Origin of the sequence: Micromonospora sp. NPDC047527, from assembly GCF_040643015.1 — a bacterium.
In the GTDB taxonomy this organism is placed as follows: Bacteria; Actinomycetota; Actinomycetes; order Mycobacteriales; family Micromonosporaceae; genus Micromonospora.
The window spans coordinates 881,176-906,654 of record NZ_JBEYTK010000001.1; the positions used below are offsets into that span (position 1 = coordinate 881,176).

The 25,479-nt window shown below is 65.8% G+C and carries 18 protein-coding genes; 13 read left to right on the forward strand and 5 right to left on the reverse strand.

The genetic code is table 11. From position 1 onward, the window contains the following. The first annotated feature begins 74 nt into the window (after nt 1-74). From ABZ808_RS03700 to ABZ808_RS03710, 3 genes are all read left to right on the forward strand, one after another. The gene (locus ABZ808_RS03700; protein WP_357000422.1) at nt 75-1,328 is read left to right on the forward strand and encodes a hypothetical protein; all 1,254 of its coding nucleotides are present in this window, start codon (nt 75-77) and stop codon (nt 1,326-1,328) included. Between the two features lie 119 nt (nt 1,329-1,447). Further along, on the forward strand, nt 1,448-4,384 hold the full coding sequence (locus tag ABZ808_RS03705) for a hypothetical protein (RefSeq protein WP_357000424.1): 2,937 nt from the start codon (nt 1,448-1,450) through the stop codon (nt 4,382-4,384). A gap of 104 nt (nt 4,385-4,488) precedes the next feature. Next, entirely contained in the window at nt 4,489-5,550 is a 1,062-nt protein-coding gene (locus ABZ808_RS03710; RefSeq protein ID WP_357000426.1) for a hypothetical protein, read from the forward strand. A gap of 35 nt (nt 5,551-5,585) precedes the next feature. Here the strand turns inward: ABZ808_RS03710 and ABZ808_RS03715 are convergent, their stop codons facing one another. Further along, complete coding sequence (locus ABZ808_RS03715) at nt 5,586-6,440, reverse strand: hypothetical protein (RefSeq protein WP_357000428.1); 855 nt, start codon at nt 6,438-6,440, stop codon at nt 5,586-5,588. A 336-nt stretch (nt 6,441-6,776) separates the two neighbouring features. Between ABZ808_RS03715 and ABZ808_RS03720 the strand changes: the two genes are divergently transcribed. From ABZ808_RS03720 to ABZ808_RS03755, 8 genes are all read left to right on the forward strand, one after another. After that, nucleotides 6,777-7,355: a hypothetical protein gene (locus ABZ808_RS03720; protein ID WP_357000430.1), complete on the forward strand. Its 579-nt coding sequence runs from the start codon at nt 6,777-6,779 to the stop codon at nt 7,353-7,355. A gap of 134 nt (nt 7,356-7,489) precedes the next feature. After that, nucleotides 7,490-11,188, forward strand: coding sequence for a hypothetical protein (locus ABZ808_RS03725; protein WP_357000432.1), 3,699 nt, complete (start codon nt 7,490-7,492; stop codon nt 11,186-11,188). Next, nucleotides 11,185-13,926 carry a BREX-2 system phosphatase PglZ gene (gene pglZ, locus ABZ808_RS03730; protein ID WP_357000434.1) on the forward strand — a complete coding sequence of 914 codons (2,742 nt, stop codon included), beginning with the start codon at nt 11,185-11,187 and terminating at the stop codon, nt 13,924-13,926. Before ABZ808_RS03725 ends, pglZ begins: the two co-directional genes overlap by 4 nt. Then, complete coding sequence (gene brxD, locus ABZ808_RS03735) at nt 13,923-15,236, forward strand: BREX system ATP-binding protein BrxD (protein ID WP_357000437.1); 1,314 nt, start codon at nt 13,923-13,925, stop codon at nt 15,234-15,236. Before pglZ ends, brxD begins: the two co-directional genes overlap by 4 nt. Nucleotides 15,237-15,250: 14 nt before the next feature. Further along, complete coding sequence (locus tag ABZ808_RS03740; RefSeq protein ID WP_357000439.1) at nt 15,251-16,429, forward strand: ATP-binding protein; 1,179 nt, start codon at nt 15,251-15,253, stop codon at nt 16,427-16,429. Beyond that, nucleotides 16,426-17,469 (forward strand): AAA family ATPase, encoded by a 1,044-nt coding sequence (locus ABZ808_RS03745; RefSeq protein ID WP_357000442.1) that lies wholly within the window; start codon nt 16,426-16,428, stop codon nt 17,467-17,469. The genes ABZ808_RS03740 and ABZ808_RS03745 overlap by 4 nt, the downstream gene beginning before the upstream one ends. Continuing rightward, nucleotides 17,466-19,598, forward strand: a complete 2,133-nt coding sequence (locus tag ABZ808_RS03750) for a DEAD/DEAH box helicase (RefSeq protein WP_357000445.1) — start codon at nt 17,466-17,468, stop codon at nt 19,596-19,598. Before ABZ808_RS03745 ends, ABZ808_RS03750 begins: the two co-directional genes overlap by 4 nt. A 548-nt stretch (nt 19,599-20,146) precedes the next feature. Next, entirely contained in the window at nt 20,147-20,716 is a 570-nt protein-coding gene (locus tag ABZ808_RS03755; RefSeq protein ID WP_357000448.1) for a peroxidase, read from the forward strand. A 297-nt stretch (nt 20,717-21,013) separates the two neighbouring features. On the opposite strand, the gene ABZ808_RS03760 is transcribed toward ABZ808_RS03755, so the two are convergent. After that, the gene (locus ABZ808_RS03760) at nt 21,014-21,406 is read right to left on the reverse strand and encodes a hypothetical protein (protein ID WP_357000450.1); all 393 of its coding nucleotides are present in this window, start codon (nt 21,404-21,406) and stop codon (nt 21,014-21,016) included. A gap of 292 nt (nt 21,407-21,698) precedes the next feature. Then, nucleotides 21,699-22,049: a hypothetical protein gene (locus tag ABZ808_RS03765; protein ID WP_357000452.1), complete on the reverse strand. Its 351-nt coding sequence runs from the start codon at nt 22,047-22,049 to the stop codon at nt 21,699-21,701. Between the two features lie 379 nt (nt 22,050-22,428). Here ABZ808_RS03765 and ABZ808_RS03770 point away from each other — a divergent pair, with 379 nt between their 5' ends. Beyond that, nucleotides 22,429-22,641 carry a winged helix-turn-helix domain-containing protein gene (locus ABZ808_RS03770; RefSeq protein WP_357002734.1) on the forward strand — a complete coding sequence of 71 codons (213 nt, stop codon included), beginning with the start codon at nt 22,429-22,431 and terminating at the stop codon, nt 22,639-22,641. An 81-nt stretch (nt 22,642-22,722) separates the two neighbouring features. Here ABZ808_RS03770 and ABZ808_RS03775 read toward each other — a convergent pair whose 3' ends face one another. Then, on the reverse strand, nt 22,723-23,514 hold the full coding sequence (locus ABZ808_RS03775; RefSeq protein ID WP_357000455.1) for an alpha/beta hydrolase: 792 nt from the start codon (nt 23,512-23,514) through the stop codon (nt 22,723-22,725). Nucleotides 23,515-23,616: 102 nt separating this feature from the next. Here ABZ808_RS03775 and ABZ808_RS03780 point away from each other — a divergent pair, with 102 nt between their 5' ends. Continuing rightward, nucleotides 23,617-24,273: a TetR/AcrR family transcriptional regulator gene (locus ABZ808_RS03780; protein WP_357000457.1), complete on the forward strand. Its 657-nt coding sequence runs from the start codon at nt 23,617-23,619 to the stop codon at nt 24,271-24,273. A 137-nt stretch (nt 24,274-24,410) separates the two neighbouring features. Here ABZ808_RS03780 and ABZ808_RS03785 read toward each other — a convergent pair whose 3' ends face one another. After that, nucleotides 24,411-25,445: a hypothetical protein gene (locus tag ABZ808_RS03785; RefSeq protein ID WP_357000460.1), complete on the reverse strand. Its 1,035-nt coding sequence runs from the start codon at nt 25,443-25,445 to the stop codon at nt 24,411-24,413. Nucleotides 25,446-25,479 lie beyond the last annotated feature (34 nt).

The following is a 25,479-nucleotide window of genomic DNA, read 5'->3' on the forward strand; positions in this document are numbered from 1 at the left end:
GGAGGGGACAAGACGTGACAACCGATAGCCAGGCAGCCGTGCCAGTGTGGACACTCACAACAGAGGCTGTGAGCGTGCCGGATGTGCTGGGTGATGAGGGCATGACCCCGGCCCGACTCACAGAATTGAGAACAGTCCTGGCAACACTTGCGGATTCCCCCATCGCCACGCTGGAAGCGTATCCCGTGTCGACCAAGCGCGATCGGAACGGCGGGATTCCGCTGCATGCGGCCAGCCCGCTCGCTCAGCAGCTATCGCAGCTTGTGACTCAGACAGCGAAGTCGGCACCTCCGACCGTGAATGTCGCCGCTACGGGCGACGTGCTCTACCGAATGGTGGTGCCGGCAAAGGTCGCCGCACAGGTCGGTAAAGGGCTTGTCCGCCCCATGATTTCGAAAGCATCCGCAGGAGGTGTCTACGGTGACTTGGTCAACTCCACCGGCATCGTAGCCAAAGCAACGCTCGTGCCCGTTGCCGGCAAGGCTGCGGTTGCAGGTGCGGCAACCGGCTCGGCCGCCACAGCTGGTGTGGCCGCAGCCAGCGCCGGAGCGTTGACAGTAGCCGCGCCACTCGTGCTGATGGCCGTGGCGGTCGGCGTCAGCGCCTACGCAGATAATCAACGCCAGCAAGCGATCGAGCGAATCACCGACCTCTTGGAGCAGTTGCACGAAGACAGCCTGGAGAAGGAACGCAGCGAGCTGGACGGCTGTCGTGACGCGATCGACAAGGCGACGTCGGTCCTCCTCGACCAGGGAAGAATCGGCCTGTCGCTAGGGCTGGATTCCTCGTCGTACGCGATCAGCACGGCGATCGAACGAACCAAGCGCCGACTCTTAAAATGGCAAGATGCGCTAGCGACGCTGCCCGACGGTCCGGTTGAGGTCAGCGCATTGACGAAATCGTTCCCCGGTATCAACGAGGAAGGTGGCGCATTCCGCGCCCACTTGGAGCTTGCGCGGCTCGCTATTGCTCTCAAACGCCGAGTGCTCGTGCTCCAGGCAGTCGAACACGCTCAGCAGGTCGAGACGAACAATCCGTTCAAGAGCTTTATCGGAAACTTGCAGAACGACGAGCGTCGCGTCGATGAGTTGGAGTCAGGCATCAACTCGGTCCTCCTTCGACTGTCGACTCTCGAGTTGAGGCGCCACGGTGGCTTCCGAAGCATCATGTTCACGCCAGGTGAGGTCGATGACCTTCTCAAAACCGCATATCGCCTTCGCGCCTTGGGTGATGGCCTCGCTTTGGGAATCCGTCAAGCCGACGTTGCGATTGAGATCGAACGAAGCAGCGACGGGTCGCTCGTAGTGTTCCCTGCAGTCGCTGCCTAACTGGGCGCCGCGCTCCGAGCAATGTGACGGCGGGGCTGTCTGCGTCAACTGAAGGACCTGAACTGTCCTCACCGTGAAGTCGGTCTCAGCGGCCGGGCGGGATGGAGGGAGCGGTAGTAGTGGGAGACATCCCGTTCGGCTGGCGCATCAGGGAAATGCTTCCCGTCCGGGGGCGACTGCAGCAGTACCGGCTTCAGTCATCTGTGACCTTTCCTTGCGGCCGCTGCGGCCGTGATACGTCGACTCAGACAGTCGCCACCCTTGATTGGGACTGGTCAGCCCCGATGTGCGAGGTCTGCCACGGCGAGTTGTCCAAGACCACGCATGCCGATCCCATCTGGCCGGTGGTTCCCGAGCCGTGGAAGCCGTCCGCTCCGGAATCGCGGAAACCTGAATCAACCAATGCGAAGCCGCAGAAGCGGGAGGGCCGGACGGGGTCACAGGGGAGCCTGCGCAGGAACTTCGTACAACTGGCCACCGTCCTGCGGGACCGGGCTGCCGGGGTGAAGCTGAACACCGAAGAGCGGCAGGCGCTTGAAGTCCTCGCGGGCGAGCCCATTTTTCCGGTGGCGTTGCGTTATGCGGAGCTGCTCGATGAGGGCGAAGCCATGGTGGCCAGGCACAGCGGACGCTCCGTCACCAAGCACGTCAAGTCGCTGACTCGGCAACGTATCGATGCTGTGCTGAGATTTGAAAACAACCACCAGCAACGGCTCTCACGCGTCCGGGGCACGAGCAGCCCTCCAGATCGACTAAGCGTTCTGGTAATGCGGGAGTTAGCTGGAAAAGAGTACGACCGGGCACTCGCCTCCGTCCTGCGACGACATGGTCTGAGCTCCGAGGACATCAGTCTCCCTACCGTTCACCTCTGGTCCTGGCTCAACAAAGCCGCAGGCGCGCGGACGTCCGGCGACAGAGCTGTGCCCCCAGAGGTCCGCCGACTACTGCGTATGCCCGACGTGGCCTTCGTGCAGACCGTCGTGGCCGACGCGAAGAGCATTCAACCTGAGTCAGCTCTTGAACATCCCGCTGTTGTAGAGCGCTGGGCGGCGTGCACCGGCGAGGTCGAGTCTCGGTTGAGGTCTGCCCGTGACCAATGTGACCGGACGCTGCGTGGGAAGGTGTCGAAGCAACAGCGGGCTAAGGAAATCGGCAGGTTGCGCGCCGCCGCAGGCGCATACGCGATGGCGTCGGCACGCAACCTGATGGCTGACTTCGCGCTGAAGTCGCTTCGGCTGGAGGTGCTGCAAAAGTACGGGCAGGATCGATTCCAGCAGTTCCGTGCCGCACTCCTGAAGGAGGCCGCAGAGACGGTCTATCGGACCGAGCCGGCGATGGCAGCCGAGGTGGCGCGGGCCAGCACGGAGCACCGGAGGAACTGTCCTCGGTGGTCCCCGCGTAACCCCTGTTTGAGGTGCGCACCAGTAGTGGCGGCCGTCGTACGAGAGCGCCTGCCGGCACGGGCGGGTGCGAGTGCGGGCAAGGCACAGAATTTGACCTCCAAGCCACCTGGGGCCGAAGCCGAGGAAGTCACTGGGAGCACCTGTAGCGGCGGACCCGACTCCTTTACCTGCCCCGAGATTCGCCGGCAACTGTCGACGAATCTCGAGCGGACGGTCGGAGTCACTGAGCTGCGGCATGACAGTGGAACGGGGCACTTCGGCTATGGCTGGGTGACCGAGCACGGGGAGTGGGGCACCGGAGTCGGAGAGGCCGTCAATGTGCATGACGCGTGGCTACAGGCCGTCTGCCGTACGGCTCTGGATTTTGGCAGTGGGGTGTCTCGCATCTATGTTCTCGGTCGCGACCAGCGAGCAGCCTCCGTGGTTAACCACGTCATAAAGGCCAAGTTCGTTGCTGATGCTCTGGGATTTCCGGTCACCGAGCAGACCCGCGGGCTGCTGACACAGCTGATTGAGAGTCGCGGAAAAGTATCGGCCTCAGCTAACTGCTGCCAGGAGTGCCATCGTGGAGCCGAGGCGGCAGGGCGACTGGCCGACCTCGCGATCCGCCCTCGCCAGCCGGGCGGGCCAGATGTCATCAAGGCTGCGGGGGACAAGATCGCAGAGGAGCTTCGCAGTCTGTCAGAGAAGACCAGTTTGCAGTCACCGGAGGAAAGCGGCAGGGCCCTTTGGGTGCCGGGTGGGTCCAACGCGGGCGAACTCCACTGGCGAGGCGCGTTGCTTCGGGTTCACCTAGCCGATGGCTGGACCGAACTTCCCGACGGGCTGAAGGACACGGTCGAGGACAGGCAGCGCCTTCGCCTCGTCTTTGACCATCCCCGTCGAGGGTCCGCGCCCCTTCAGATCGAGAGCGAGGTGCTGCTACGTCGTACCGGCCGACGATGGGAGTTGCACGGCGTGAGCTGGCCCGGAGGGGTGCTTCCGGGAACGCTGGTCACCTACCGCTGGCGTTCGAGCGAACGCCTCATCAGGGCGAGTAGCGAACTGCTGCCGCAACCAGAGCGGATTGATGCGCTGACCTACCGACACCGGTATGACATACGGGTTGTCACCAGGGAGAACGCACCCGGAGCGGAACAGGGTGGGCAAGGCCATGATTTGTCGGATGTCGCCTGGGTGATGCGTACCCTGCGAATCTTGGGTCACCTCAGTGCGGACGGCAGCGCGATCCTGGCTGAGGAAGCGCTCGTGCGTAACTGCCTGGAGTTGGGCCTGCCGCAGCAGAGGGTGAACCGCGTCCATCCTGCGGTCGAGCGGCTGTTGAAGGAGCAGCGTATCGGGCGCGTGTGGGGCAGCCTAGACGGCAGCGATCAACCCAACTATCCGCCGCGACGCGGAGAAACCCGAGTCCGACTTCTCCGCTACGCACCGCGACTGGAACGCCTCGCCCCGCCCTCACCCACGCGCCCGGCAGCGCAATCCACTGGCCGCGAAGAGGTGGTGAACGGATTTGTCCGTCGCCTCCCGGCCGGACGGCAGGCATCCGATGAACAGAAAGAACTGCATCATGAGGCGGTCCGCTCCAAGCAAATAGTGAACCGCCCACTGCCCGACGGCCATACGTTCGTGCGCCCCCACCATCGCAAGCGGTGAGTCAGCCGACGACCTGCGTCCGGCTGAGGAGCCGGACCTGACGGATCGGCCAAGCGTCAGCGGAGCGGTCTTGACGAATGCTCGTCCTCCGGCAGACTTTCCGGATGGGTTTGTTCGAGATGACCGCCGACGGGGAACTCGTTCCCGTGCCGTCCTCCACCTTCGCCGCTGAACAGATCCTGGAGCGAGCGGATCTTCAGCGAGCCCTTCGGGAACACATCGCCGCCCTCGGCGAGGACCTGCTCGTCGTCGCGGAGGAGTTCGGTGACTTCGAAGTACGCCGCCGCGTCGACCTACTCTGCGTCGACCGCAGTGGCCGGCTGGTGGTCGTGGAACTGAAGCGCACCGAGGACGGTGGCCACATGGAGTTGCAGGCGCTCCGCTATGCCGCGATGGTGTCGGCGATGACCTTTGACCAGCTCGTCGATACGTACGAACGGCATCTGACGCAGACCGATCCCGAGAATGCGGACAGCGCCCGTGAGCGCCTCGCCGAATGGCTGGAGGAGGCCGGCGGGGACGCCGCCGTCATCCAGCGTCAGGTCCGGATCGTCCTCGCCTCCGCCGGCTTCGATCCTCAGATCACCACCACCGTTCTCTGGTTGAATGACATCTATGGTTTGGACATCACCTGCGTCCGCCTGACTCCCTATCGCATCGGCGAGAGGCGACTCCTTGACGTGCAGCAGGTCATTCCGCTACCCGAGGCCGCGGAACTGACGGTGCAGTTGCGCCGCCGCGAGACGGCGGCACGAGCCGCACAGGCGAGCAGCGGTCGAGACCTGACCCGGTACGCAGTCGTTACCCCCTTAGGAGCGACAGAACCGCTGCCAAAGCGCCGGGCAATGCTCGCGCTCGTCACCGCGCTGCACGAGGCTGGTGTGGACGTCGCCGACATGACGAAAGTGCTTCCCAGATGGCCACGACTACTGCCGGTCGACGGCACTCTTACCGGTCAAGTGCACGAGGAAGCGTTCGCCCGGGCCTACCCCAGGTATGCCAATCAACTTCAGCGGTGGTTTTTCGAGCGGCCCTTCCACCGGGACGGCAAGACTTGGGTGCTGTCGAAGATGTGGGGTGCGGACACCGTGGACGGCCTCGACGCGCTACTAGCGCTCGCGCAACTGCCCGGGTATGACTACGAACCGGTCGAAGCCCAATCGTGAACGTCGCCCGCCTGTTGCGGTCGTAGGCACTTGTTTCAGGTCAAGGGGCGTCGGCGTCGCCTCTCTGCGAGGCACCTCCCGTACTCCCAGAGTGCCCGCTCCACGACGTCAGTCTCCGTACCGGCACCCCATCCCCTTGCTGTCTCCTGGGCCCAGGAGAGGTACTCACCGTACTGATCCGCCGTCCACGGGCCGAGTGGCTTCCATGCTGTGTTCCGGAACGCGTTCAGGCCGATCACAACGTACTGGTCCATGATCAGAGGCCGATGATTTCCCGCCGCTGAATCCCAGCCGAGGAAATAGAGCAGCTTGGTGAAGAAGGAAGCACCCAACCGCCTCAAGTTGTGGTCGCCGCCGTGATTAAGGCCTTCGTAGGCGGCGAAAGGGCCTCCACTTCGCAGAAGGCGGACGGTCTCACCAAGGTGCTGCTCGACGCGGCCGATGTTGCGGTCGAACACTTGGCGTAGGCGTGCAGGCCCCCGCCGGGCGGGCAACCCGTGGCCCCACGCATACGCTCCGATCAGAACGTCGACTGCCAGGCGGCCAGTGTCTGCTGCGGCGCCGCCCCTCAGCAGGTCACCCCGTGTGATACGCGGCCAGCGACCGGCGCGCGGGAGATCACCGAACCAGGCCGGCAGGTCGATCCCGTCAGGCAAGCGCCGTCGCCAGGTATCCGGATTGAACCGGAAGCCGTGATCAAGGATGTACGTCTCACGTGGGGGTGGTTCCTCATCGAAGAGCGGCGTGCAAGCTGGTGTCCCCGTCACCGGGACGTCCTCTGCTGTGGGACGAACCGAACTGTGCCACGGGCAAGATCCGGATGAGCTGTGAATCCGGCGTCGCCCCACGACCGGCTGTGCGGATGGCTTGGGTCGCCGTTGGCCCACCACGCCTCGTACCGATACGCCGACGGGGGAAGCCCACCCGGGACCAAATCAGAGACCTCCTTCAGCGTGTACCTGACCTCACCTGTCCGGCACCGGAGGTGATCGCGTAGGGCGTTGTACTTCGACATGTCGTCCACCGTCGACCTTGTCCGGAAATCGGCACCCTGTTGTATTCGTCAGGTGAGGAGGGAGCCTATTTGCCGGCGTCGGGCGCAGGCTTCGTCCGATCGGCTAGGCCGGGGCCACGGGCGGCCTGTAGGCGGCCGGACCATCAGCGGTACGCCGACGTCCATCGGATTCGTTAAGGTCAACGTCCGGGACCAGGCGAGGGGAGCCGGTGTGGCGAAGCCAGGTGGTGTCTTCTGCTTCGAGGGCGAGTGGGAGGATGATCTGGCGGAGCGAGGATCCGTTTTGCCGACCCTCGAATTGCTTGAACGGCTCGGCAGCATCCGCTTCATCCACCGTGACACCGCGACCCCACAGGAACTGCGCTACTTCCTGGAACGGTGGCTGTCTCGCAAGTACTCCGCCTACCAGGTCGGCTTCTTTGCGCTGCATGGCTCGCCCACTCGGCTGCACTTGTCCGGTTCGCACTCGGTGGGGCTCGCCGAGATCGCGAGCTGGATGTCAGGTCAGTGCGAGGGTAAGCGGTTCTACTTCGGAAGCTGCTCGGTGCTTCGCGCCTCGGATACCACGCTCGCCGAGTTCCTTCGCGAGACGAAGGCAGCGATGCTGTGCGGCTTTACGAAGGAAATCGACTGGATCGAGTCTGCGGCATTTGAGACGGTAGTCCTCAACAGCATGGTCAACGGTGGCAAGGTCGACAGCGTGGAGCGGCTGGTCAGGTCGTCGCGCTGGGCAGCGCTGGCGCAGCACTATGGGTTCAGGATCGTCTACCAGAATGGCCGTTCGACGTAAGCCTCGCCCGTGGCGACTTGCCGGCCCGCATTGGCTAGTAGAGGACCAACGCTCACGCATGGCGGCGTTATTGCGAGGTGTGTTGACCTGGTCGGGTCATGACGCCGTGTTCGGTGATCGGTACGGTATGCACCATGTCCTCGCCCAGCCCCGCGCCGCTGCTTCGGGAGTTCATCCACATCCCGGAGCGCACGAGCCAGAGCGACTTCGTGCTCAAGCTTGCCGACAGCGTTACCGACGCCGATGCGACCCTGCGCGACTATGTCGTCACGGACCGGCTGCTCGGTAATTTCGACGAGGCACTGGGGCTGATCCGCTCCGCCGTCGAGGGGCACGCGTCCAAGGCCGCCTACCTGCACGGGTCGTTCGGTTCTGGCAAGTCGCACTTCATGGCGGTGCTGCACGCCCTGCTGCGTGGTGAGTCCGCGGCTCGGGGCCGCGATGAGTTGGCGCCGCTGGTCGCCAAGCACAGCGTCTGGCTGGACGGCCGCAAGTTTCTGCTGATCCCATACCACCTGCTTGACGCCCGCTCGCTGGAGCAGCGAGTGCTCGGTGGTTACGTCGACCGGGTCCGCGCGCTACACCCTGACGCGCCCATCCCTGCGGTCCATCGCACCGACGCGCTGCTGGAGCAGGCCGCCTCGCTGCGCGAGAAGATCGGCGACAAGCAGTTCATCGACGGTCTGCCCGGTGGGAACGTCGAAGACGAGTGGGGCGAGAGCGAGACGTTCTGGACGCCGGAGCGTCTGGACGGGGCGTTCGGTGGCGCGTACTCCGAAGAGCTACGCCGCAAACTGGTCAATGACCTGCTGACGAGCTGGAACGTCGGCTTCTTCAGCAACGCGCGGGAGGACGCCGAAGCCTTCGTCTCGCTCGACCGAGGCCTGACCGAGATCAGCCGCCACGCGAAGGAACTCGGCTACCACGGGCTGATCCTCTTCCTCGACGAGCTGATCCTCTGGCTGGCCAACTCGATCGGCGACCAGCAGTTCGTCTCCCGAGAGATCCAGAAGATCACCAACTTCGTCGAGGGCGGCGACACCCGCCGGCCGATCCCGGTGGTCAGTTTCATCGCCCGCCAGCGCGACCTGCGCGAGCTGGTCGGCGAGGAGGTCACCGGTGCCAACGAGTTGAGCTACCAGGACACTCTCAACCTCGCCAGCGGCCGGTTCGACGTGATCAAGCTGGAGGACCGAAACCTCCCGGAGATCGCTCGCCGCCGGCTGCTCAAACCCCTCGACACCACGGCTGGCGAGGCCATCACCCGCGCCTTCGACGCCACCACCAAGGTACGCCGGGAGGTGTTCGACACTCTGCTAGGCACCGACTCCGGCAGCGGCGCCGACATCGACGCCTTCCGGTCGACGTACCCGTTCAGCCCGGCTTTCCTCTCTACGTTGGTGCACGTCTCCAGTGCGTTGCAGCGGTCCCGGACGGCGTTGAAGCTGATGCGCCAGCTGTTGGTTGACCGCCGTGACACTCTCCGCCTCGGTCAGCTCGTGCCTCTCGGCGACCTCTACGACGTGATCAGCACCGGCGGTGATCAGCCGTTCACCGAGAAGCTCAAGGCCGAGTTCGAGATGGCCCAGAAGCTCTACGACCTGAAGCTGCGTCCGTACCTGCTCAGCCAGTACGACCTCACCGACGACGACCTGGACGCGGCCCGCCGCGGTGACGCCCAGCCAGCCGAGACGGCCGGACGAATCCGCGCCTTCACCGGCGACGACCGGTTGATCAAGACGTTGCTGCTGGCCGCGCTGGCGCCGAGCGTTCCGGCGCTGCGCAATCTGACTGCCCGACGGCTCTCGGCCCTCAACCACGGCAGCATCACGAGCCCGATCCCGGGAGGCGAGGTCGGCCAGGTCAGCCGGAAGCTGACCGACTGGGCGGGCCGATTCGCCGAGATCCGCATCGGGGAGGGCGACGACCCGATCGTGTCGCTGGAGCTGGTCGGCGTGGACGTCGACAGCGTGCTCGCCACCGCCAAGCACTACGACAACGAGGGTGCCCGCAAGCACCTCGTGCAGCGACTGCTCTGGAAGCAGCTCGGCGTGCCGTGGAGCGACTCGTTCTTCGCCGAGGCCGGGCTGACCTGGCGGGGGAGTCGCCGCACGATCGAGCTGGTGTACGGCAACGTCCGGGACCCCCACGACATCCGGGACGAGGCGTTTCCCCCGAACGACCCGACTGGCTGGCGGCTGATCGTCGACTATCCGTTCGATGACGGCAGTCACGGGCCGGCCGACGACCGGCAGCGGGTCCAGGAGCTGAGCGGCCGGATGAACCCGCGCACGGTCTGCTGGATCCCGGCCGCCCTGACCATCGAGCGCCGTACCGAGTTGGGCAAGCTCGCCATCATCGACAAGCTGCTGGAAGGCCAGCGCTTCGACAGCCACGCTGAGCACCTCAACCCCGACGACCGCCGGCGGGCACACGCGGCGCTGACCAACCAGCGCAGCGCGCTGCTCAACAAGATGCAGGCCGTGCTGCGCCAGGCGTACGGGCTGGCTGGCAAGCAGCCCTCGGATGTCCAGCTCGGCTTCGATGACCATTTGCAGTCGCTCACTCGCGCGTTGGAGCCGAAACTGCCGATGGGCGCCACATTCGCTGACGCGCTGCGCAGTCTTGGCGACCAGATGCTCGGTCAGCAGTTCCCCGCTCATCCTGACTTCGACCCGGATCGCAAGGGCGAGCCTGTGCGTCTGCCCGACGTGAAGGTCGTACTCGACCACGTCCGGCGGGCGGTGGAGTCGCCCGAGGGACGCGTCGAGGTCGAGCGGGTGCACCGGCAGACCATGCGCAGGATCGCCAACCCGCTCGGGCTCGGCACGATGCACGAGGCGGCGTTCGTCGTCGAGGGTCAGTGGGCGCAGCATTTCCACCACAAGGCTGCTGCCGAGGGCGTCACCGGTGAACTGCGCGTTGCCGACCTGCTGCGCTGGATCGACGAACCCAGCCCACGCGGTCTTGACCCGATAGTCGCGCAGCTCGTTGTGGCTACCTTCGCCGAGCAAACCGACCGTGCCTTCCACCTGCACGGAAGCGCAGTCACACCTGCTCCCGAGCCCGGCAAGATCACGGCCGACCATGCTCTGCGCGAGGAGCGGCTGCCCAGCGAGGAGGACTGGGCAGAGGCTCGTGCGCGAGCTGGCGCGATCTTCGGCGTACATAACCTGAACCTGCGACGGGGGCGGCTGGTGGCGATGTTCGGTCGCGACCTCAGCAACGAGGCCGGCCGCTACCGGGAACCCGCACACAGCCTCACGTCCCGCCTCGAGCAGCACAGCAAGTGGCTGGGTATCGACCAGACGTCCCCGACAGGTCGGCTCGCCACCGCTCGTTCGGCGGCCGACCTGCTGGAGCGGTTGACGCCTGGGCGTACCGCGGTGGAAACCATCGAGCGGCTGGCACAGGCGGAGCTTTCTGGGCCAGCAGACCGGGTAGGGAAGAGCATCAAGAGCGCGACGCAGGTGTCTACGGACCTGGCGAGCGTGGCCTGGGACAACTTCGAGATCATTGCCGGCCTCGGCGAACCCTACGCCGCGGAGGCTGACGCGATCCTCGCCGATCTGCGCCGCGTCGGCCAAGCCGACGAGTTGACGGCTCCGCTGAGCCCTGCTCTCCGGCGCGCGCAGTCCGACGCGGTGGCACTCATCCGGCGGGCCACCAAGAAACTCCCGCCGCCCCCTCCGCCGCCGCCCCCGCCCCCGCCCGTCGGGGGTAAGGCAGTCGTTTCGGCCGGGCTTCCGGAGGAGGCGGTGAACGAGCTTCGCCAGTACGTAGCCGCCCACCCGGACGCCACCATCGAGGTGACCTGGAGAATCGTTTCGTGACTCAGGCACCTGCACCGGCTCAAGCACTGCGGATCAGCCCCGTGGCGCTGCGCCAGAAGGTGGCGCAGCAGCTCGAAAGGCATCGCAACGGCGACGCGTACCCGGTGATGGTGATCCGGGCCGAGCCGGTGTGGCCGCATGATCCGACGGTGCTGTTGTCGGACGGACGCCCGGTCCGGGTAGTGCCGTGCGTTTCCCCGTTGGCCGTGTGGGAGCACCTCGTCGCCGACCGCGGGGAGGAGGTGCTTGTCCTGCTGACCGATGTTCCGGAGTCGGTGCTGCACCACGGAGTGCGCAGCCGGGTCTTCCGTCAGCGCGTCATCACGGTGGAACCGTGGGACCTGGTCGTCGACGCGTTTGGTGCGCACCTGCCGGATACCGCCTTGGAACGCGAGGTGTGGGCCGGGGAGGCATTGCTCGACGCCATGCCGCCGGCCGGCTGGCCGAGGCTGGCGACGTCGGTGCTGACCCGGGACATCGCTCTGCGGCATCTCGCGGCGGCGCGGCTCGGTCTCGAGCGGCAGGGCATCGGCCCGGACGACCTGGACGTGACCGCGCTGCTGCGGTGGAGTGCCCAGCCCGGCGCCGTCGAGGCGTATGGACTGTTACGGGAGGCTGAGCGGGAAGGGCTCGCACGCTGGCTGTTGGAACAGTTCGGCCGGCCAGCGAAGGCCCTCTTTGCACTGCTCGAAGCCGGGCATGGCGACGAGGCGTTGCCGCTGGGTCTGGTCTGTGACGCGCTCTGGAGCACCGAGGGCGCCGACGCGGTGCGTGCTCAGGGACGTATTGACCAGTACTTCGGCAACCTCAACGACGACGCCACCGTGCGCGGCTTCGCGGAGGCGGCTGTGCAGGTGGTCACCGCGCTGTTGAACGCGCCGCAGGCCGCGGTCCGCCGGGATGGGCATGCGATCCTCGACCGGGCGGAGCAACTACTCATCCAGTTCTCCGCGGTCAGCAGCGCCGGCCACAGTCCGATCCTGCGGACCGGCTTCACTCATCGCGTGGGCGCGGTGGCGGAGGCGCTGCTCGCCGGGTTGGGGGACCGCGCATATCCGGAGCTTGATCTCGCCGTCGACGATCTCGCCGGGCACCGGCTCGCCAAGGCCGAGGCGGAACGGGTACGTCGGGTCGAGATGGCACAAAGGCTCGTGCGCTGGCTCGGTACGACGGTGGCGCCCCCACAGAGCGTCGCGGACGGCGTGGAGCGGCACATCGCCGAGTGGGGATGGGTGGACCAAGCGCTCAATCACGTCTGGGCTGGCGAAGAAACCCACCCTGAGCTGCAACGGGCATACCGGGACATTCATGAGCTGGCGCAGCAGCGGCGGCGTGAACTCGATGGCGCCTTCGCGGGCAGGCTCGCGGCGTGGGCCACCGCCGGACCGGGCGGCGACGGGAGCTTGCTCACCGTCGAGAATCTTTTGCCCCGCGTGGTCGATCCGCTGATCCGTGCCGGTCGCCCCTTGTTGCTCGCCGTGCTCGATGGCATGAGCGCAGCGGTCGCCGTGCAGCTTGCCGACGAGTTGGCCCCGCACTGGGTGGAGTACGACCCGTTGGCAGGATCGGGAGCGGCCAGGCGGCGGGGAATCGTCGCCGCGCTCCCCACCCTCACGGCGGTCTCCCGCACGTCGCTCTTCGCTGGAGCGCTGCGTACCGGGAATCAGGATCTTGAGCGGAGGCTCTTCGCCGAGGGGCGTTGGGGCCGGGATTCCCGAATCTTCCACAAGGGCCCGGCGCGTGGCGGTGCGGGCGAGGTTATTGCCGCCGAGTTGACCGATGCGATGGCGAGTTCCGCTCCGGTGGTGGCCGTCGTGATCAACACGGTCGACGATTCGTTGGCCTACGGTCGGGAGGGCGATGAAGCCGGGTGGCAGGTCAACGATCTCGGCTTCCTACGGAGCCTGCTCGACCAGGCTCGCCGCACCGGCCGAGCCGTCATCATCACCAGCGACCACGGACACATTCTCGAGCGCGGGGGTCAGCACCTCAAGACACCGGATGCGGCATCTGCCCGGCACCGGATCGGCGCTGGCCCGGCCGGCCCCGGTGAGGTGGAACTGACCGGTCCGAGGGTCATCTCGGATGGCAACCGCATCATCGCGCTCTGGGATCCGCTGCTGCGTCACCGCCCCAGCCGGGCGGGGTACCACGGCGGTGCATCGCTGGCGGAGGTGACCATTCCGTTGTTGGCCTACCTGCTGCCCAACGTGGTCGAACCACCGGCGGGCTGGGCGCCCGTCGAGGAGCGCACCCCGGAGTGGTGGCAGGCAAGCGCCGCTACGCCGGAGCCGACCGCGCCCCTCCGGCCGACCACCGCGCCGAAGACACGACGTAAACCGCCTGTCATCGCCGGAGACGCGCTCTTCGACGTACCGGAGGCGGCGGCCGTGCCGCAGGCCGCACCGCCCGCCAGTGACAACGACCTGGTAACGGCGCTGCTGGCGACTGAACTGTTCGAGGCGCAGCACAGCTTGACGCCGCGCCGGTTGGAGCTGAAGAAGATCCAGGCGGCGCTGCGGGCACTGGTCGACGCCAAGGGGGTGCTGCCCGTTGCAGTACTCGCACAGCGGGCCGGCGAGGCACCGGTACGGGCGGTTGGCTTCGCCACCACTCTGCAACGGATCTTCAACGTGGACAACTACCCGGTGCTGTCGCTGACCGACAACGGCCGGACCGTCCGGCTGGATCTTCGGCTGCTTCAGGAGCAGTTCCGCCTCCCCGGGGGTCCGGCATGACGACAGTAAGCCCGGCCCGCCGCCGCGAGGTGATCGACGCGCTGCGGCGCGGCGCCGTGCCATCGGCCGGGCTGGACCTCTTCGCGGTGGGGTTGGACCGCTTCGCCGGCGCTATCGGTGACGACCTGGACAGCGTCGCCTCCGGCGGATCCGTCTTCAAGGCGGTTCGTGGCGAGTACGGCTCCGGAAAGACGTTCTTCGCCCGGTGGATCGCCGAGCGGGCGAAGCAGGCCAATCTCGCTGTCGCCGAAGTGCAGATTTCCGAGAACGAGACTCCCTTGCACAAGCTGGAAACCGTCTACCGAAGGCTCAGCGAGCGACTCACCACCTCGACGTTCCCGCCCAGCGCGCTCCGTCCGATCGTGGACGGCTGGTTCTATGCGTTGGAGGAGGACGTCCTGGCGGCAGGGCAGATCGCTGGTGATGACGCCGACGGTCTCGACCGAGCGGTAGAGAACCTGCTCGACCAACGGCTGGCCACGGTTAGTCGCAGCGCTCCTGCTTTCGCTGCCGCGTTGCGCGGCTACCGGACTGCTGCCGCCCAAGGAGATGCGGCGACCGCAGACGCTGTGCTCGCCTGGCTCGGCGGACAGCCGCACGTCGCGGCCGCCGCACGTCGGGCGGCCGGCGTACGCGGCGACCTTGACCATTTCGCGGCGCTCAGCTTCCTGCAGGGTCTGCTGGCCGTGCTTCGTGACAGTGGACATCCCGGTCTGCTGCTGGTGCTCGACGAGGTGGAGACGCTGCAACGAGTCAGATCGGATGCCAGGGACAAGGCACTCAACGCCCTCAGGCAACTTATCGACGAGGTGCACTCCGGGCGGTTCCCCGGTCTCTACCTGGTTATTACCGGCACGCCAGCGTTCTACGACGGCCCGCAGGGCGTCCAGCGTCTCGCGCCGCTGGCGCAGCGCCTCGCCGTGGATTTCCGCACCGACCCACGGTTCGACAATCCCCGCGCGGTGCAGATCCGGCTGTCGGGCTTCACCGTCGATTCGCTCGTAGAACTCGGCGGCCGAGTCCGGGACCTCTACGCCGACGGGTCCGCCGCGTCAGAGCGGGTCTCCGCGCTGGTCGACGACCGGTACCTCGGCGAGTTGGCGCGGGCGGTAGCCGGCGGCCTCGGCGGCAAGGTCGGGGTGGCGCCGCGGCTGTTCCTCAAGAAGCTTGTGGGAGAGGTGCTCGACCGGGTGGACCAGTTCCCTGAATTCAATCCTCGGCAACACTACGCGCTCACCCTGTCCACGGCCGAGATGACAGACGTTGAGCGAAACGCCACGAGTGCCGACGAGATCTCGCTCGACCTCTAGGAAAGAATCAGCTCATGAGCAACGACCTCGCCACACTCCTCGGCACGCAGGAGACCGCCGTACTCGAGTTCAAGCGGGAGGCGAAGGACCGCAACGCGATCAGGAAGGCAATCTGCGCGCTCGCGAACGACCTACCGCGGCTCGGAGGTGGCGATCTGCTCATCGGCGTCGACAAACAGGGCCAGCCGGTCAGCGGCCTGGACACCTCCGACGAGGCACTGCTGACGTTCACCAACATCCGAGATGAGGGACGAATCCTCGACCGGCCGTCGATGGTTGTCTCCCGCGAGTCGTACCAGGGTGAGCAGGTCATCCGGGTACGAGTCAACGCCTCACACACGCCACCGGTCCGGTTCGACAACGTCGTCTACGTTCGGCCGGGCCCCTCCACCCGTACGGCGAGCAGCACGGACGAGCGAGTGCTTTCCGAGCGGCGCCGCGCCTACGACATCCCGTTTGACGTCCGCCCGATCATCGGCGGCGCTCTCGATGAACTCGACCTGGAACTCTTTCGATCCGAGTACCTGCGCCAGGCGGTTGACATCTCTGTGCTTGAGGAGAACCACCGGCCGCCCGCACAGCAGCTCGCGTCGCTCCGCCTCGCCGATCCGGATGGCTCTCCGACGGTGCTCGGCCTGCTGCTCGTCGGTCTTGATCCGACAAACCGGATTCCCGGCGCCTACCTCCAGTTCGTCCGTTACGAAGGCATCGACGTGGGCGGTCCCATTCAGGACGAGCACGAACTTAGAATCAACCTCATCGATGTCGCTGAGCGTCTTGAGAGCGTCTTGAAGGGCCACCTTCGGACCCGACTGGTGGAGGTGAGCGGGTTCCGCGAGGAGTCCCGCCCGAATTATCCCATCGAGGCGCTGCGGGAGGCTTGCATGAACGCTCTGATGCACCGCAACTATGAGTCCTCGCACGCGCCGGTACGCGTCGCCTGGTTCGACGACCGGGTCGAGGTGACCAACCCCGGTGGGCCCTTCGGTCAGGTCCGGGCCGACAACTTCGACCGGGTCAATGACTACCGGAACCCGTCGCTGGCCGCCGCGATGAAGTCGTTGGGCTATGTCAACCAGTTCGGACGCGGCATCGGACGAATTCGGGCATCCCTCGCACGCAACGGTAACCCGCCGCCCAAGTTCGTGGTCGACGACTCGTCCTGGACTGTCATTGTCGGGAGTGCCCCGTGATCTCCGTCGCGCTGTTCAACAACAAGGGCGGTGTCGGCAAGACGACCCTGACCTACCACCTTGCGCACATGCTGCAGCGGCTGGGGCATCGCGTGCTCGCTGTGGATCTGGACCCGCAGTCGAACCTGACCGCGGCGTTCCTCGACGAGGACGAGTTGAGCGAGATCTGGCAAGAAGGGCTCGAGTCGAACTGGCCGCTTGCGGAGGGCCAACAGAAGCTTCTCCTACGGGCGTACCGTGACTCGGGCACGGTGGCGTCAGCCGTCGAGCCGATTATGCAGGGTTTGGGTGATGTTCGCTTCAATGATCCGATCACCATCACCGACGGCCTGTGGCTCGTGCCCGGTGATTTGAACCTGAGTGCCTTCGAGGACAAGCTTTCGGCGGCATGGCCAAACAGCCTGATTGGCGATCCTGCGGCTCTTAGGACGACCACGGCATTTCACCGACTGATCGCTGATGCTGCACGCAGGGTTCGTGCCGAGATCGTGCTGGTCGATGTCGGCCCCAACCTCGGCGCGATCAACCGAGCCGCGCTGCTTGCCGCTGACACGGTACTGATGCCCCTGGCAGCCGACCTCTTCTCACTGCGCGGTCTGCGCAATCTGGGGCCTGCATTGCGTGACTGGCGACGGGTATGGCAGACGAACGTTCTCCCTCACGTCCCACCGGACATTTCAGCACCCCGGGGGACTATGACACCCCTTGGCTACGTGGTCATGCAGCCCAAGATGAGGCTCGACAGGCCGGTCAAGGCATATCAGCGTTGGCTCGACCGAGTGCCGGTTGTCTTCGCGAGTTCGGTTCTGAACCTGCCAGGGGAAGGCAGTAGCGGATCGTACGAAGTCGCAACGTTGCGCAACTACCAAAGTCTGATGCCACTCGCCCACGATGCGCGCAAGCCGATGTTCGACCTCCGTTCGGCTGACGGCGCTCTCGGCAGCACCCAGACCCTGGTGCAACGGTGCTACCAGGACTTCAAGTCGCTGAGCGAGAAGGTCCTACAGCGGCTCGAGGACCTACCCGCGCAACCGTCATGACGGGTGAGGAGTTGCTGCATCCGGTCGTCCTGCACCACATTGTGAACTCCCTGCAGTGGCCAGCGCTGCGGCCGCTGCAACAAGCCGCGGTGCAGCCACTGATGGCCGGCGAGGATGCCCTCCTCCTCGCGCCCACGGCCGGTGGAAAGACCGAGGCGGCGGTCTTCCCGCTGCTGTCCCGGATGGCGCAGGAGCGCTGGTCGGGCACCTCCATCCTTTACGTCTGCCCGCTGAAGGCGTTGCTCAACAATCTTCTGCCCCGGCTGGAGAGCTATACGGCGTGGCTCGGACGCCGCGCGGCGCTCTGGCACGGCGATGTGACGATGGGCAGGCGCCGCGCGATCCTCCGCGAGAGACCTGACATCCTGCTGACCACGCCGGAGTCCCTGGAGTCGATGTTGGTCAGCGCCACCGTCGATCACGACGCTTTCTTTGGTCAACTTCAGGCAATCGTGGTCGACGAGGTCCACGCGTTCGCTGGTGATGATCGAGGCTGGCACTTGCTGGCCGTATTGGAACGGCTCAGCCGGGTGGCGGGACGACCCGTGCAGCGAATTGGGCTCTCGGCCACCGTCGGCAACCCGGACGAGTTGTTGGCGTGGCTGCAGGGCTCGGGTCGTGGCCAGCGGTCCGCGCGGGTGGTGGCCCCCGATCTCCCCCCGGTGGCTTCAGCGACGGCGGTGCCGCGTCCAGCCGGGGAGGTCGAGCTGGACTACGTCGGGTCCGTGCACAATGCGGCCAAGGTCATCGCTGCGCTTCACCAGGGACAGAAGCGCCTGGTGTTCTGCGATTCCCGTGCATTGGTCGAGGATCTAGGCCAACGACTGCGTGCACTCAACGTGACGACCTTCCTCTCCCACGCGTCGCTCTCGGTCGATGAGCGGCGGCGGGCGGAACATGCCTTCGCGCAGGAACGCGACTGCGTCATCGTCGCCACCAGCACGCTGGAACTCGGCATTGATGTAGGCGACCTTGACCATGTCATCCAGATCAATGCCCCGCGCACCGTCGCGGCCTTTCTGCAGCGTATCGGCCGGACCGGTCGGCGCCCCGGCAGCAGCCGCAACTGCCTTTTTCTCGCATTGGACGGGGAAGGACTGCTGCACGCCGCCGGGCTGCTGAACTTGTGGGCACAAGGTTGGGTCGAGGCAGTCGTACCTCCGCCCGAACCGCGGCACATTGTGGCTCAGCAGATGCTGGCGCTCTCGCTGCAACAGCATCGAGTCGGCGACAACCTCTGGTCGCAAGAGTGGAACGCGCTGGCGCCCTTCGACAAGAGTGCTGACGTGATCGTGCGCCACCTCGTCGACCGTGGTTACCTCGATGTCGACTCCGGGATGCTCTTCATCGGGCCGGAAGCGGAGCTGCGCTTCGGACGTCGGCACTTCATGGACATGTTGGCGGTGTTCACCGCGCCACCGCAGTTCACTGTGCTGGCTGGTCGCACCGAGATTGGCCGGACCGATCCCGCACTGTTGACGGCGAGGGTGCTCGGCCCCCGGTTGCTGTTGCTTGCCGGCCGAAGTTGGCGCGTTACTCACATCGACTGGAAACGCCAACGCTGCTTCGTCGAGCCGGCCGAAGGCGGCGGAAAGGCGCTTTGGATGACCGGTGGCTCGCCGCAGGGGCTGTCGTACCGAATGGTCCGGGCCATCCGTGATGTGCTGCTCGGCGCCGACCCGCCGGTCACTCTAACCAGCCGAGCAAAGAGCAGGCTCGCTGATCTACGGGAAGACGCAACAGCTATCGTCCATCCTGCGGGCACGGTGGTCCTCAGAGACGGCGACGGTGAGGTGCGATGGTGGACCTGGGCTGGCTTCCGGGCCAACGCCACACTGATCGCTACTCTCAGTGAACTCGCCGATCCGACCCAGCGGTACGACGACGCTTCCATTCGACTGCGGCCAGAACTGGACCGCACCATGGTGCGTAAGGCAATGGAAGACGCGGTCAACCGGATCTGTCTGCCCGACGTCACCGAAAAAGCGCTTGCCGGTCTCAAGTTCAGCGCCGCCCTGCCGGAGCGACTAGCCGTCGCCACCCTGGCTTCCCGACTGGCGGACACGCCGGCAGCGCGGGCAGTTCTCGCCGAGCCTACGCGGATGACCCACCTTGCGGCTCCGAGCTGACATGGAACATGGCAGAGAGCGGTGCAATGCTCGACGAGGGTGCCTACGTGGGCCGGGCGGAAGTCGGCGGACCGCGACCGGGCTGGACCGCTCATTCGCGCTGTCAACGAATGGCTGACCACGTCGCAGCGGCTGGTCGTCGCCCTTGCCGAGGTGCCGAGGACGACGGACTGTATGGCGCTGCGGGGTCTGCTAGATCGGCTCGCCGCTGGTTGCCGCAGCCCACTGGATATCTCGGGCCACGACCACGTTTCACCGGCCCGGGTATGCCGCGCTTCACCCGTCAGGTGCGGGTGCGGGTCGGGGCTCGATCGATCACGCCCGGCCCTGTCGCGATGTCTCCGCGTACGGTGAACGGCCTGGACCGGATCGTGTGGTCAGGCGTGCCCATCGACTATCGCAGGGGAGAGCGGGGTGCGGTCACCCTTGGGTGTGCTCAGATAGCCGGTGAGCGACGATCACGCTCGTCGGCCCGCGCGGCGCCACTTTCCGACAGCGTCCGCCGTCCCAGCGGCGTACCGTTCGCGGTCGAGCGGAGGGGGAGCCGGATGAGCCATCTGGAGCAGGCTGAGCAGTCGCCGGACACTGAGCGGATGTTCGACGCGGACACGAAGGCGATGGGCTACCTGCCCAACTACACCAGGTTGTTCGCCCACAGCCCGGCCGTCTACCTGGCCTGGCAGCAGCTAAACGGTGCGGTGAAAGCCGAGATGGAGTTGCGCCGCTACGAGTTGGCGACCCTCGCCGCGGCCCGGGCCCTAAAATCCTCCTACTGCGGACTGGCGCACGGAAAGGTCCTGCGAGACAAGTTCTTCGACGCGCCGACCGTCGCCGCCATCGCGTCAGACCACGGCAGCACCGGCCTCTCCGCGCAGGAGGTCGCAGTCGTCAACTTCGCCGGAAAGGTCGCGGCCGATGCGAACTCGGTCATCGAGGCCGACATCGCGGGCCTGCGCAGTCACGGTCTTGATGACACGGAGATATTCCGCGTGATCCTCGCCGTCGGTGCCAGATGCTTCTTCAGCACGGTCCTCAGCGCTGCCGGGGCTGAACCCGATCCGCAGTACAACGAAAGCCTCGACGCGGACCTGCGGCAGGCGCTGAGCTTCGGCGGCTAGACCCGACGTAATTGGCCGGCGCTCGTTGCACACACCGGTTCGATCGTCGGCACCGTGCCGCCGTCGCCTCGATGGCGTCACCCAGTGGCCGGAGTTGTCGTGCTCTGGTGCCACCTTTGCCGAATGTGCTGCGGACCGCAATCGCTGGGAGGCGCGATGAAAGAATCGGATTATCGGGCGTCGGACGAGTCGCCAGCCGCCGCTTTTGATCGAGTCGGTGGTGGGGGTCGGTGAACAGGTCGGTCGGGCAGCCCAACCGACCTGTCCTGTTTGACCAAACCGATCCTCGGATGGTGTTCAGTACCGGTCGGCGCCCGTGAGTAGATGCTCGAGATGGTCGGCGGTCGTCGTCACCAGTGCCAGCGGCCGCTCGAACTCGTTGATGTTCAGATTCAGCAGGGGCACCGCGTGCCGGAACGTGACGAGGTCGCCGGTGAGGGCCATTCCGCCGCAGACGGTGTTCCCGATCTCCTGTAGTGCCCGCGCCAGATTCACCGACCCCAGGTCACCAAAGGACGATTCGATCTGGACCCACTCTTCTTCAGCGTCGGCGAGCGTGAGGTGCCAGATCAGCACTACCTGGGAGCGCAGGTTGCCAGTTTCGAAGACGAGCTTGATCAGGCCCGGCCGCTCTTCGGCAATCTTGTAATTCGATCGAATGTAGGAGGTGAGGTCAGCCCAGGTCGCCATGCAAGACTCCTTCATCTGCGGTGGACAAAAGTGAGTGCATCCGACCGGCTCAGGAATCGCAAGCCTTGATTGAACGGTTGTACAAGATCTGTCTACCAGTAGGGACGGTCGGCGGAATGGGAACCGGATTCCAGGGGAGCGCCGGCCGGCCCTGCGTCTCTGGTCGTCCAGCGCTCGTCCTACGGGGTCTGCCGAAAATGTGACCGTTTGCGGCCGCGTGGTTACTGCGAGATCGGCCGACTGGCTTGGCTATCCCATCGTGGCGGAACTCAGCACTCAGGCTGGGTCGGGCTTACGGGATCGGCCGGGGTGGCGACTCAGGCGGCGGAGCTGGGCTGGGGCGGCTCTGCTGCGGTGGGACCTGGGACGGGTCTGTGGGGTGCTCGGAGTGGCGGCGTAGGGGTTCGGTGATCCAGCGGGCGGCTCCTTTCTGGGTGGTGAGCGTGGCGTCGCGGGCGTCGGCGATGTCCTGGTCGTCGGCGTGGGCGCTCAGGATTTCCACCCACCTGCGGCTCAGCTCCTCGGCGTACGTCGCCTTGCGGAGCTGCTCGTCGAACTGGTACTCCAACTTCACCATCCGGTCGACGTGCGGCTGGAGCGCCGGCAGGATCCGCTCGTCGAGGCGGACGGCGGCGGGCGACAATTTGTACTACCGGGCGCGCCTTGAGTTCACCCGCCGGTGCCTCCAGGACCCGAGCGCGCCGACCACCGCGATCTGCTGATCTTCGAGTGCTACCCGTGGCACTCGAAGTCCATCACGGCTCCGCTGAGGTCGCCGCCAGAGGTCATTGACGAGTTCGTGTGGCAGCCGATCGCTGAGCTGCCAGTGAAGGACGTATTCGCCTTCGGTCGGCCATGGGACTACTTGGCCCGGGCGCTTGGGCTGCGAGAGGTGGGCAGACTGGGATCGGGCGGACTGAACTACGGGTCAGCGGTGCCCTCCTCCGCCATAAGCTGCTTGGTCCGGCGATTGACGAAACTGGCGATCCACCGCGCCTCGTCCCCGGACGGATTACTGGCGCATCGCCGATGATGTGATCGCCGACGTCAGGTCGAGGAAGTTGAAGCCGGGGGACAAGCTGCCCTCGATCGCTGAGCTGCGTACTCGCTATGGCGTCAGCCACGGGACAATGCAGATGGCCTACGCCCGGTTGGAGGCGCTGCGGGTTATCCGGCGGCAGCAGGGCAAGGGCGTCTTCGTGACCGACCCGAAGACCTGGATGCGAGAGCCGTAGGTAGCGGGCTGGATTACCGGCGGGTCGCCACAGGGGTTGCCGTACCGAATGGTCCAGGCCGCAACGGCGCCCCAACTACGCTCAGTGCTCGAAGAACTCGGTCAACACCGGCGCGAGGACGTCGTCAGGGATCCCATGCCATCCACCGGGCAAGCTCCGGTGGGAGCTGTTGGGCATCGCCTTGGCAACGGTTGCAGCCATTCCGGTGAGATCGTCACCGCTCGCCTCGCTGCCCAGGACGAGGGTCGGCACGCTCACCGATGCCAGGAGTTGGAGCGAGGTTGCCTCGCTGACCATGCAGTCGTAGACCAGGGTATGCGCGACCGCCTCCATCGCTGACCAGGACTGACTCTCGCGCATCCCGGCGATGATCTCGTCGGGGACGCCGACGCTGTTCAGGAAGTGCTCCACTGCGGCCGTACGGCGTTCCGCCGCTATCAATTCAGCGAGTTCGGTGGTGAAGGCTGCCTGTGCCGACCTGTCCTCGGTGGTCTCGATGGGCGGCTCGAGAAGCGCCAGCTTGGGAATCGTGAGTCCGTTCGCGGCAGCGTGTAGGGCGACCAGGCCGCCGGAGGAAAAACCATAGAGAAAGGCCCAACCGCCGGCTTCGTCGATGAGCGCGGCGAGGTCGTCGACCTCGCGCTCGACGGCGTACGGCTGGGTGTCTGTGCTGTCCCCTCGGCCGCGGCGGTCGTAGTGGTAGACGGTGAAGTTGGCCGAGAGAAGGCCGATCAGCCCACCGAACGAGCTGAGTCCGCGGTAGTGCCCGGCGGCGTCTACCAGGATGACCGCGGGCCCGCTGCCCGACTGCTCGTAGGCGATCGAGGTGCCGTCCCTGGACGTCACCGTCTTGCTGGTCGTTGGCATCGTCATCCACTCGCTCCCCGCAGCAACCGTACTGAACGGTTCAGTTCAGTACGGTACCTAGCTGCTCCTGTACTGTCCAGTACAGTGCGAGGAGGTTTGGGAGAGATCATGCGCGGAGTAGAGCAGACCGAGCAGGAGCTGAGCGCGGTCGAAGGTCGTTCCGCCCAGAAGCGGCGCGCCATCTTGGGGGCAGCGCGCGAGGTGTTTCTAGAGAGCGGCTACGCGAGCGCCAGCATGGACGATATCGCCGCCATCGCCGTGGTGTCCAAGGTGACCGTCTACAAACACTTTGCTGACAAGCGGACCTTGTTCATCGCCGTCGTGACAGGGGCCATCAAGGAGGCCGAGGAGAGTTCGCAGTCACTCGTCGGCAGCCTCGCCACGAGCGTCGACGTCGAGAAAGACCTCCGGGATTTCGCCCGCCAGCACATCGTTCTGGTGACGCAGCCCCACCTCGTCCAGATGCGGCGAATGATCATCGGCGAGGCCAACCGCTTTCCGGAGTTGGCGCGGACCTGGCACCATGCCGGCCCCGAGCGTGGCCACGCCAAGCTGGCCGACCAGATCGAGCAGCTCGCACGCCGCGGGCTCCTGCAGGTGGCCGACCCACTGCTCGCCGCTCAGCATTTGAACTATCTAATTCTGTCGGTCCCCGTGAACGAGGCCATGTTCAGGAGCCGAGGCAAGCCATACAGCCGTCGGCAACTACAGCGCTATGCAGACGAGGCGGTTCGTGTCTTCATGGCCGCCTACGAACGGCGATAGATTCGTCGAGTCGGGCCGGCGGTATCGACATGCAGGAAGACCGGACGAAGACCCTCGCCGAGGAGAAGCTGCCGGTCAACCTGCCGGCTCCGGTAGCCGCCGTCTGGCGCAGCGGCTGACGTCTGTCCGTGGCGGCCTCAGCGTTGGCTCTGACGAAGGTTCCACCAGGGCCGGCGCGGCCGTGGGCTGACGGGAGCAGTCGCCGTGGTTTCCATCGGTGCGGTGCCGTTCAGGTTTGCCAGGGTCAGGTGCCGGCGTGGCCGTTGCGCCGCCCGGAGGTCGCTGAACCATCGCACGAAGGTGCCGATGAAGATGCCGTCCGGGTCGTTGATGATGTAGATGCCGGTCAGCTCGACGATGTCATCCCGGGCCTTCCCGTCGACGTGCTGGTGCATCTGCCAGATCAACCGACCACCGTACTTTCCGTCGGCGGCGTTCTGGACGAGGACAAAACAGGTCGGGTACTTGCCGAGCACCGCCTCCAGCACGGCTTCCTTGCCCTGCTGGCCGGCTTTGACGATTTCCCGATAGTGCGCCAGGTAGTTCTCAGCTACGAGTTCCGCGATCGATTCGTCGGGGTGGCGCTCCAGCCGGTCCATGTCGATGTGCGAAAGCTGCACGATGCGGTGGTACGTGACCTTTCCGAGCTTCCGATTGAGTGATTCGAGGTAGCGCAGGCTGTGATCTTTCACGTGAGCGTCGCCCGGCTGGATGCCGACCTCCACGAACGAGTTGACGGCGTAGATGCGGGAGTCGCCGTCCTCGTGTGCCGACTCGATGACCAGCCGCGCGGCCGCGTAGAGGGCACGCGCCTTCTCGTCCCGCTCCGGCGAGTGCTGGCCGGGATCCAGCGGGTAGTACTGGATGGAGAGGCCGGCGCGTCGTGTCAACTCCTCGACGCTGCCCCGTAGCGAGGCGAGGATGGCGATCGCCACGATGAGGATGAAGATGAGAACCATCGTGAGCCACGTCGTCTGAGTGGTGGCTTTGTCGGCGACGTTCTGACCCAGTTGTCCCACCAACGCCTGACCGAGCACCGCGAGCGTGAACGCGATCCCGGCGGTGAGTACGGCGACAAGTGGACTCCTTCGGAAGAACAGCCAGGTTCTACGCATTAGCCCACCCGTCCTGGAGTTGTTTTCTTGGGCGTGGCACCGTAGAGAGCCGCGCACCTTCGCAATTCGATGTTTGCATGCCGATCAAGGC

Excerpts from the sequence above, each read along its gene's own strand:
- brxD (WP_357000437.1), top strand. The coding sequence starts at position 13,923 with ATGACGACAGTAAGCCCGGCCCGCCGCCGCGAGGTGATCGACGCGCTG.
- ABZ808_RS03750 (WP_357000445.1), top strand. The coding sequence starts at position 17,466 with ATGACGGGTGAGGAGTTGCTGCATCCGGTCGTCCTGCACCACATTGTG.
- ABZ808_RS03725 (WP_357000432.1), top strand. The coding sequence starts at position 7,490 with ATGTCCTCGCCCAGCCCCGCGCCGCTGCTTCGGGAGTTCATCCACATC.
- ABZ808_RS03710 (WP_357000426.1), top strand. The coding sequence starts at position 4,489 with ATGGGTTTGTTCGAGATGACCGCCGACGGGGAACTCGTTCCCGTGCCG.
- ABZ808_RS03780 (WP_357000457.1), top strand. The coding sequence starts at position 23,617 with ATGCGCGGAGTAGAGCAGACCGAGCAGGAGCTGAGCGCGGTCGAAGGT.
- ABZ808_RS03775 (WP_357000455.1), bottom strand. The coding sequence starts at position 23,514 with ATGACGATGCCAACGACCAGCAAGACGGTGACGTCCAGGGACGGCACC.
- ABZ808_RS03760 (WP_357000450.1), bottom strand. The coding sequence starts at position 21,406 with ATGGCGACCTGGGCTGACCTCACCTCCTACATTCGATCGAATTACAAG.
- ABZ808_RS03740 (WP_357000439.1), top strand. The coding sequence starts at position 15,251 with ATGAGCAACGACCTCGCCACACTCCTCGGCACGCAGGAGACCGCCGTA.
- ABZ808_RS03755 (WP_357000448.1), top strand. The coding sequence starts at position 20,147 with ATGAGCCATCTGGAGCAGGCTGAGCAGTCGCCGGACACTGAGCGGATG.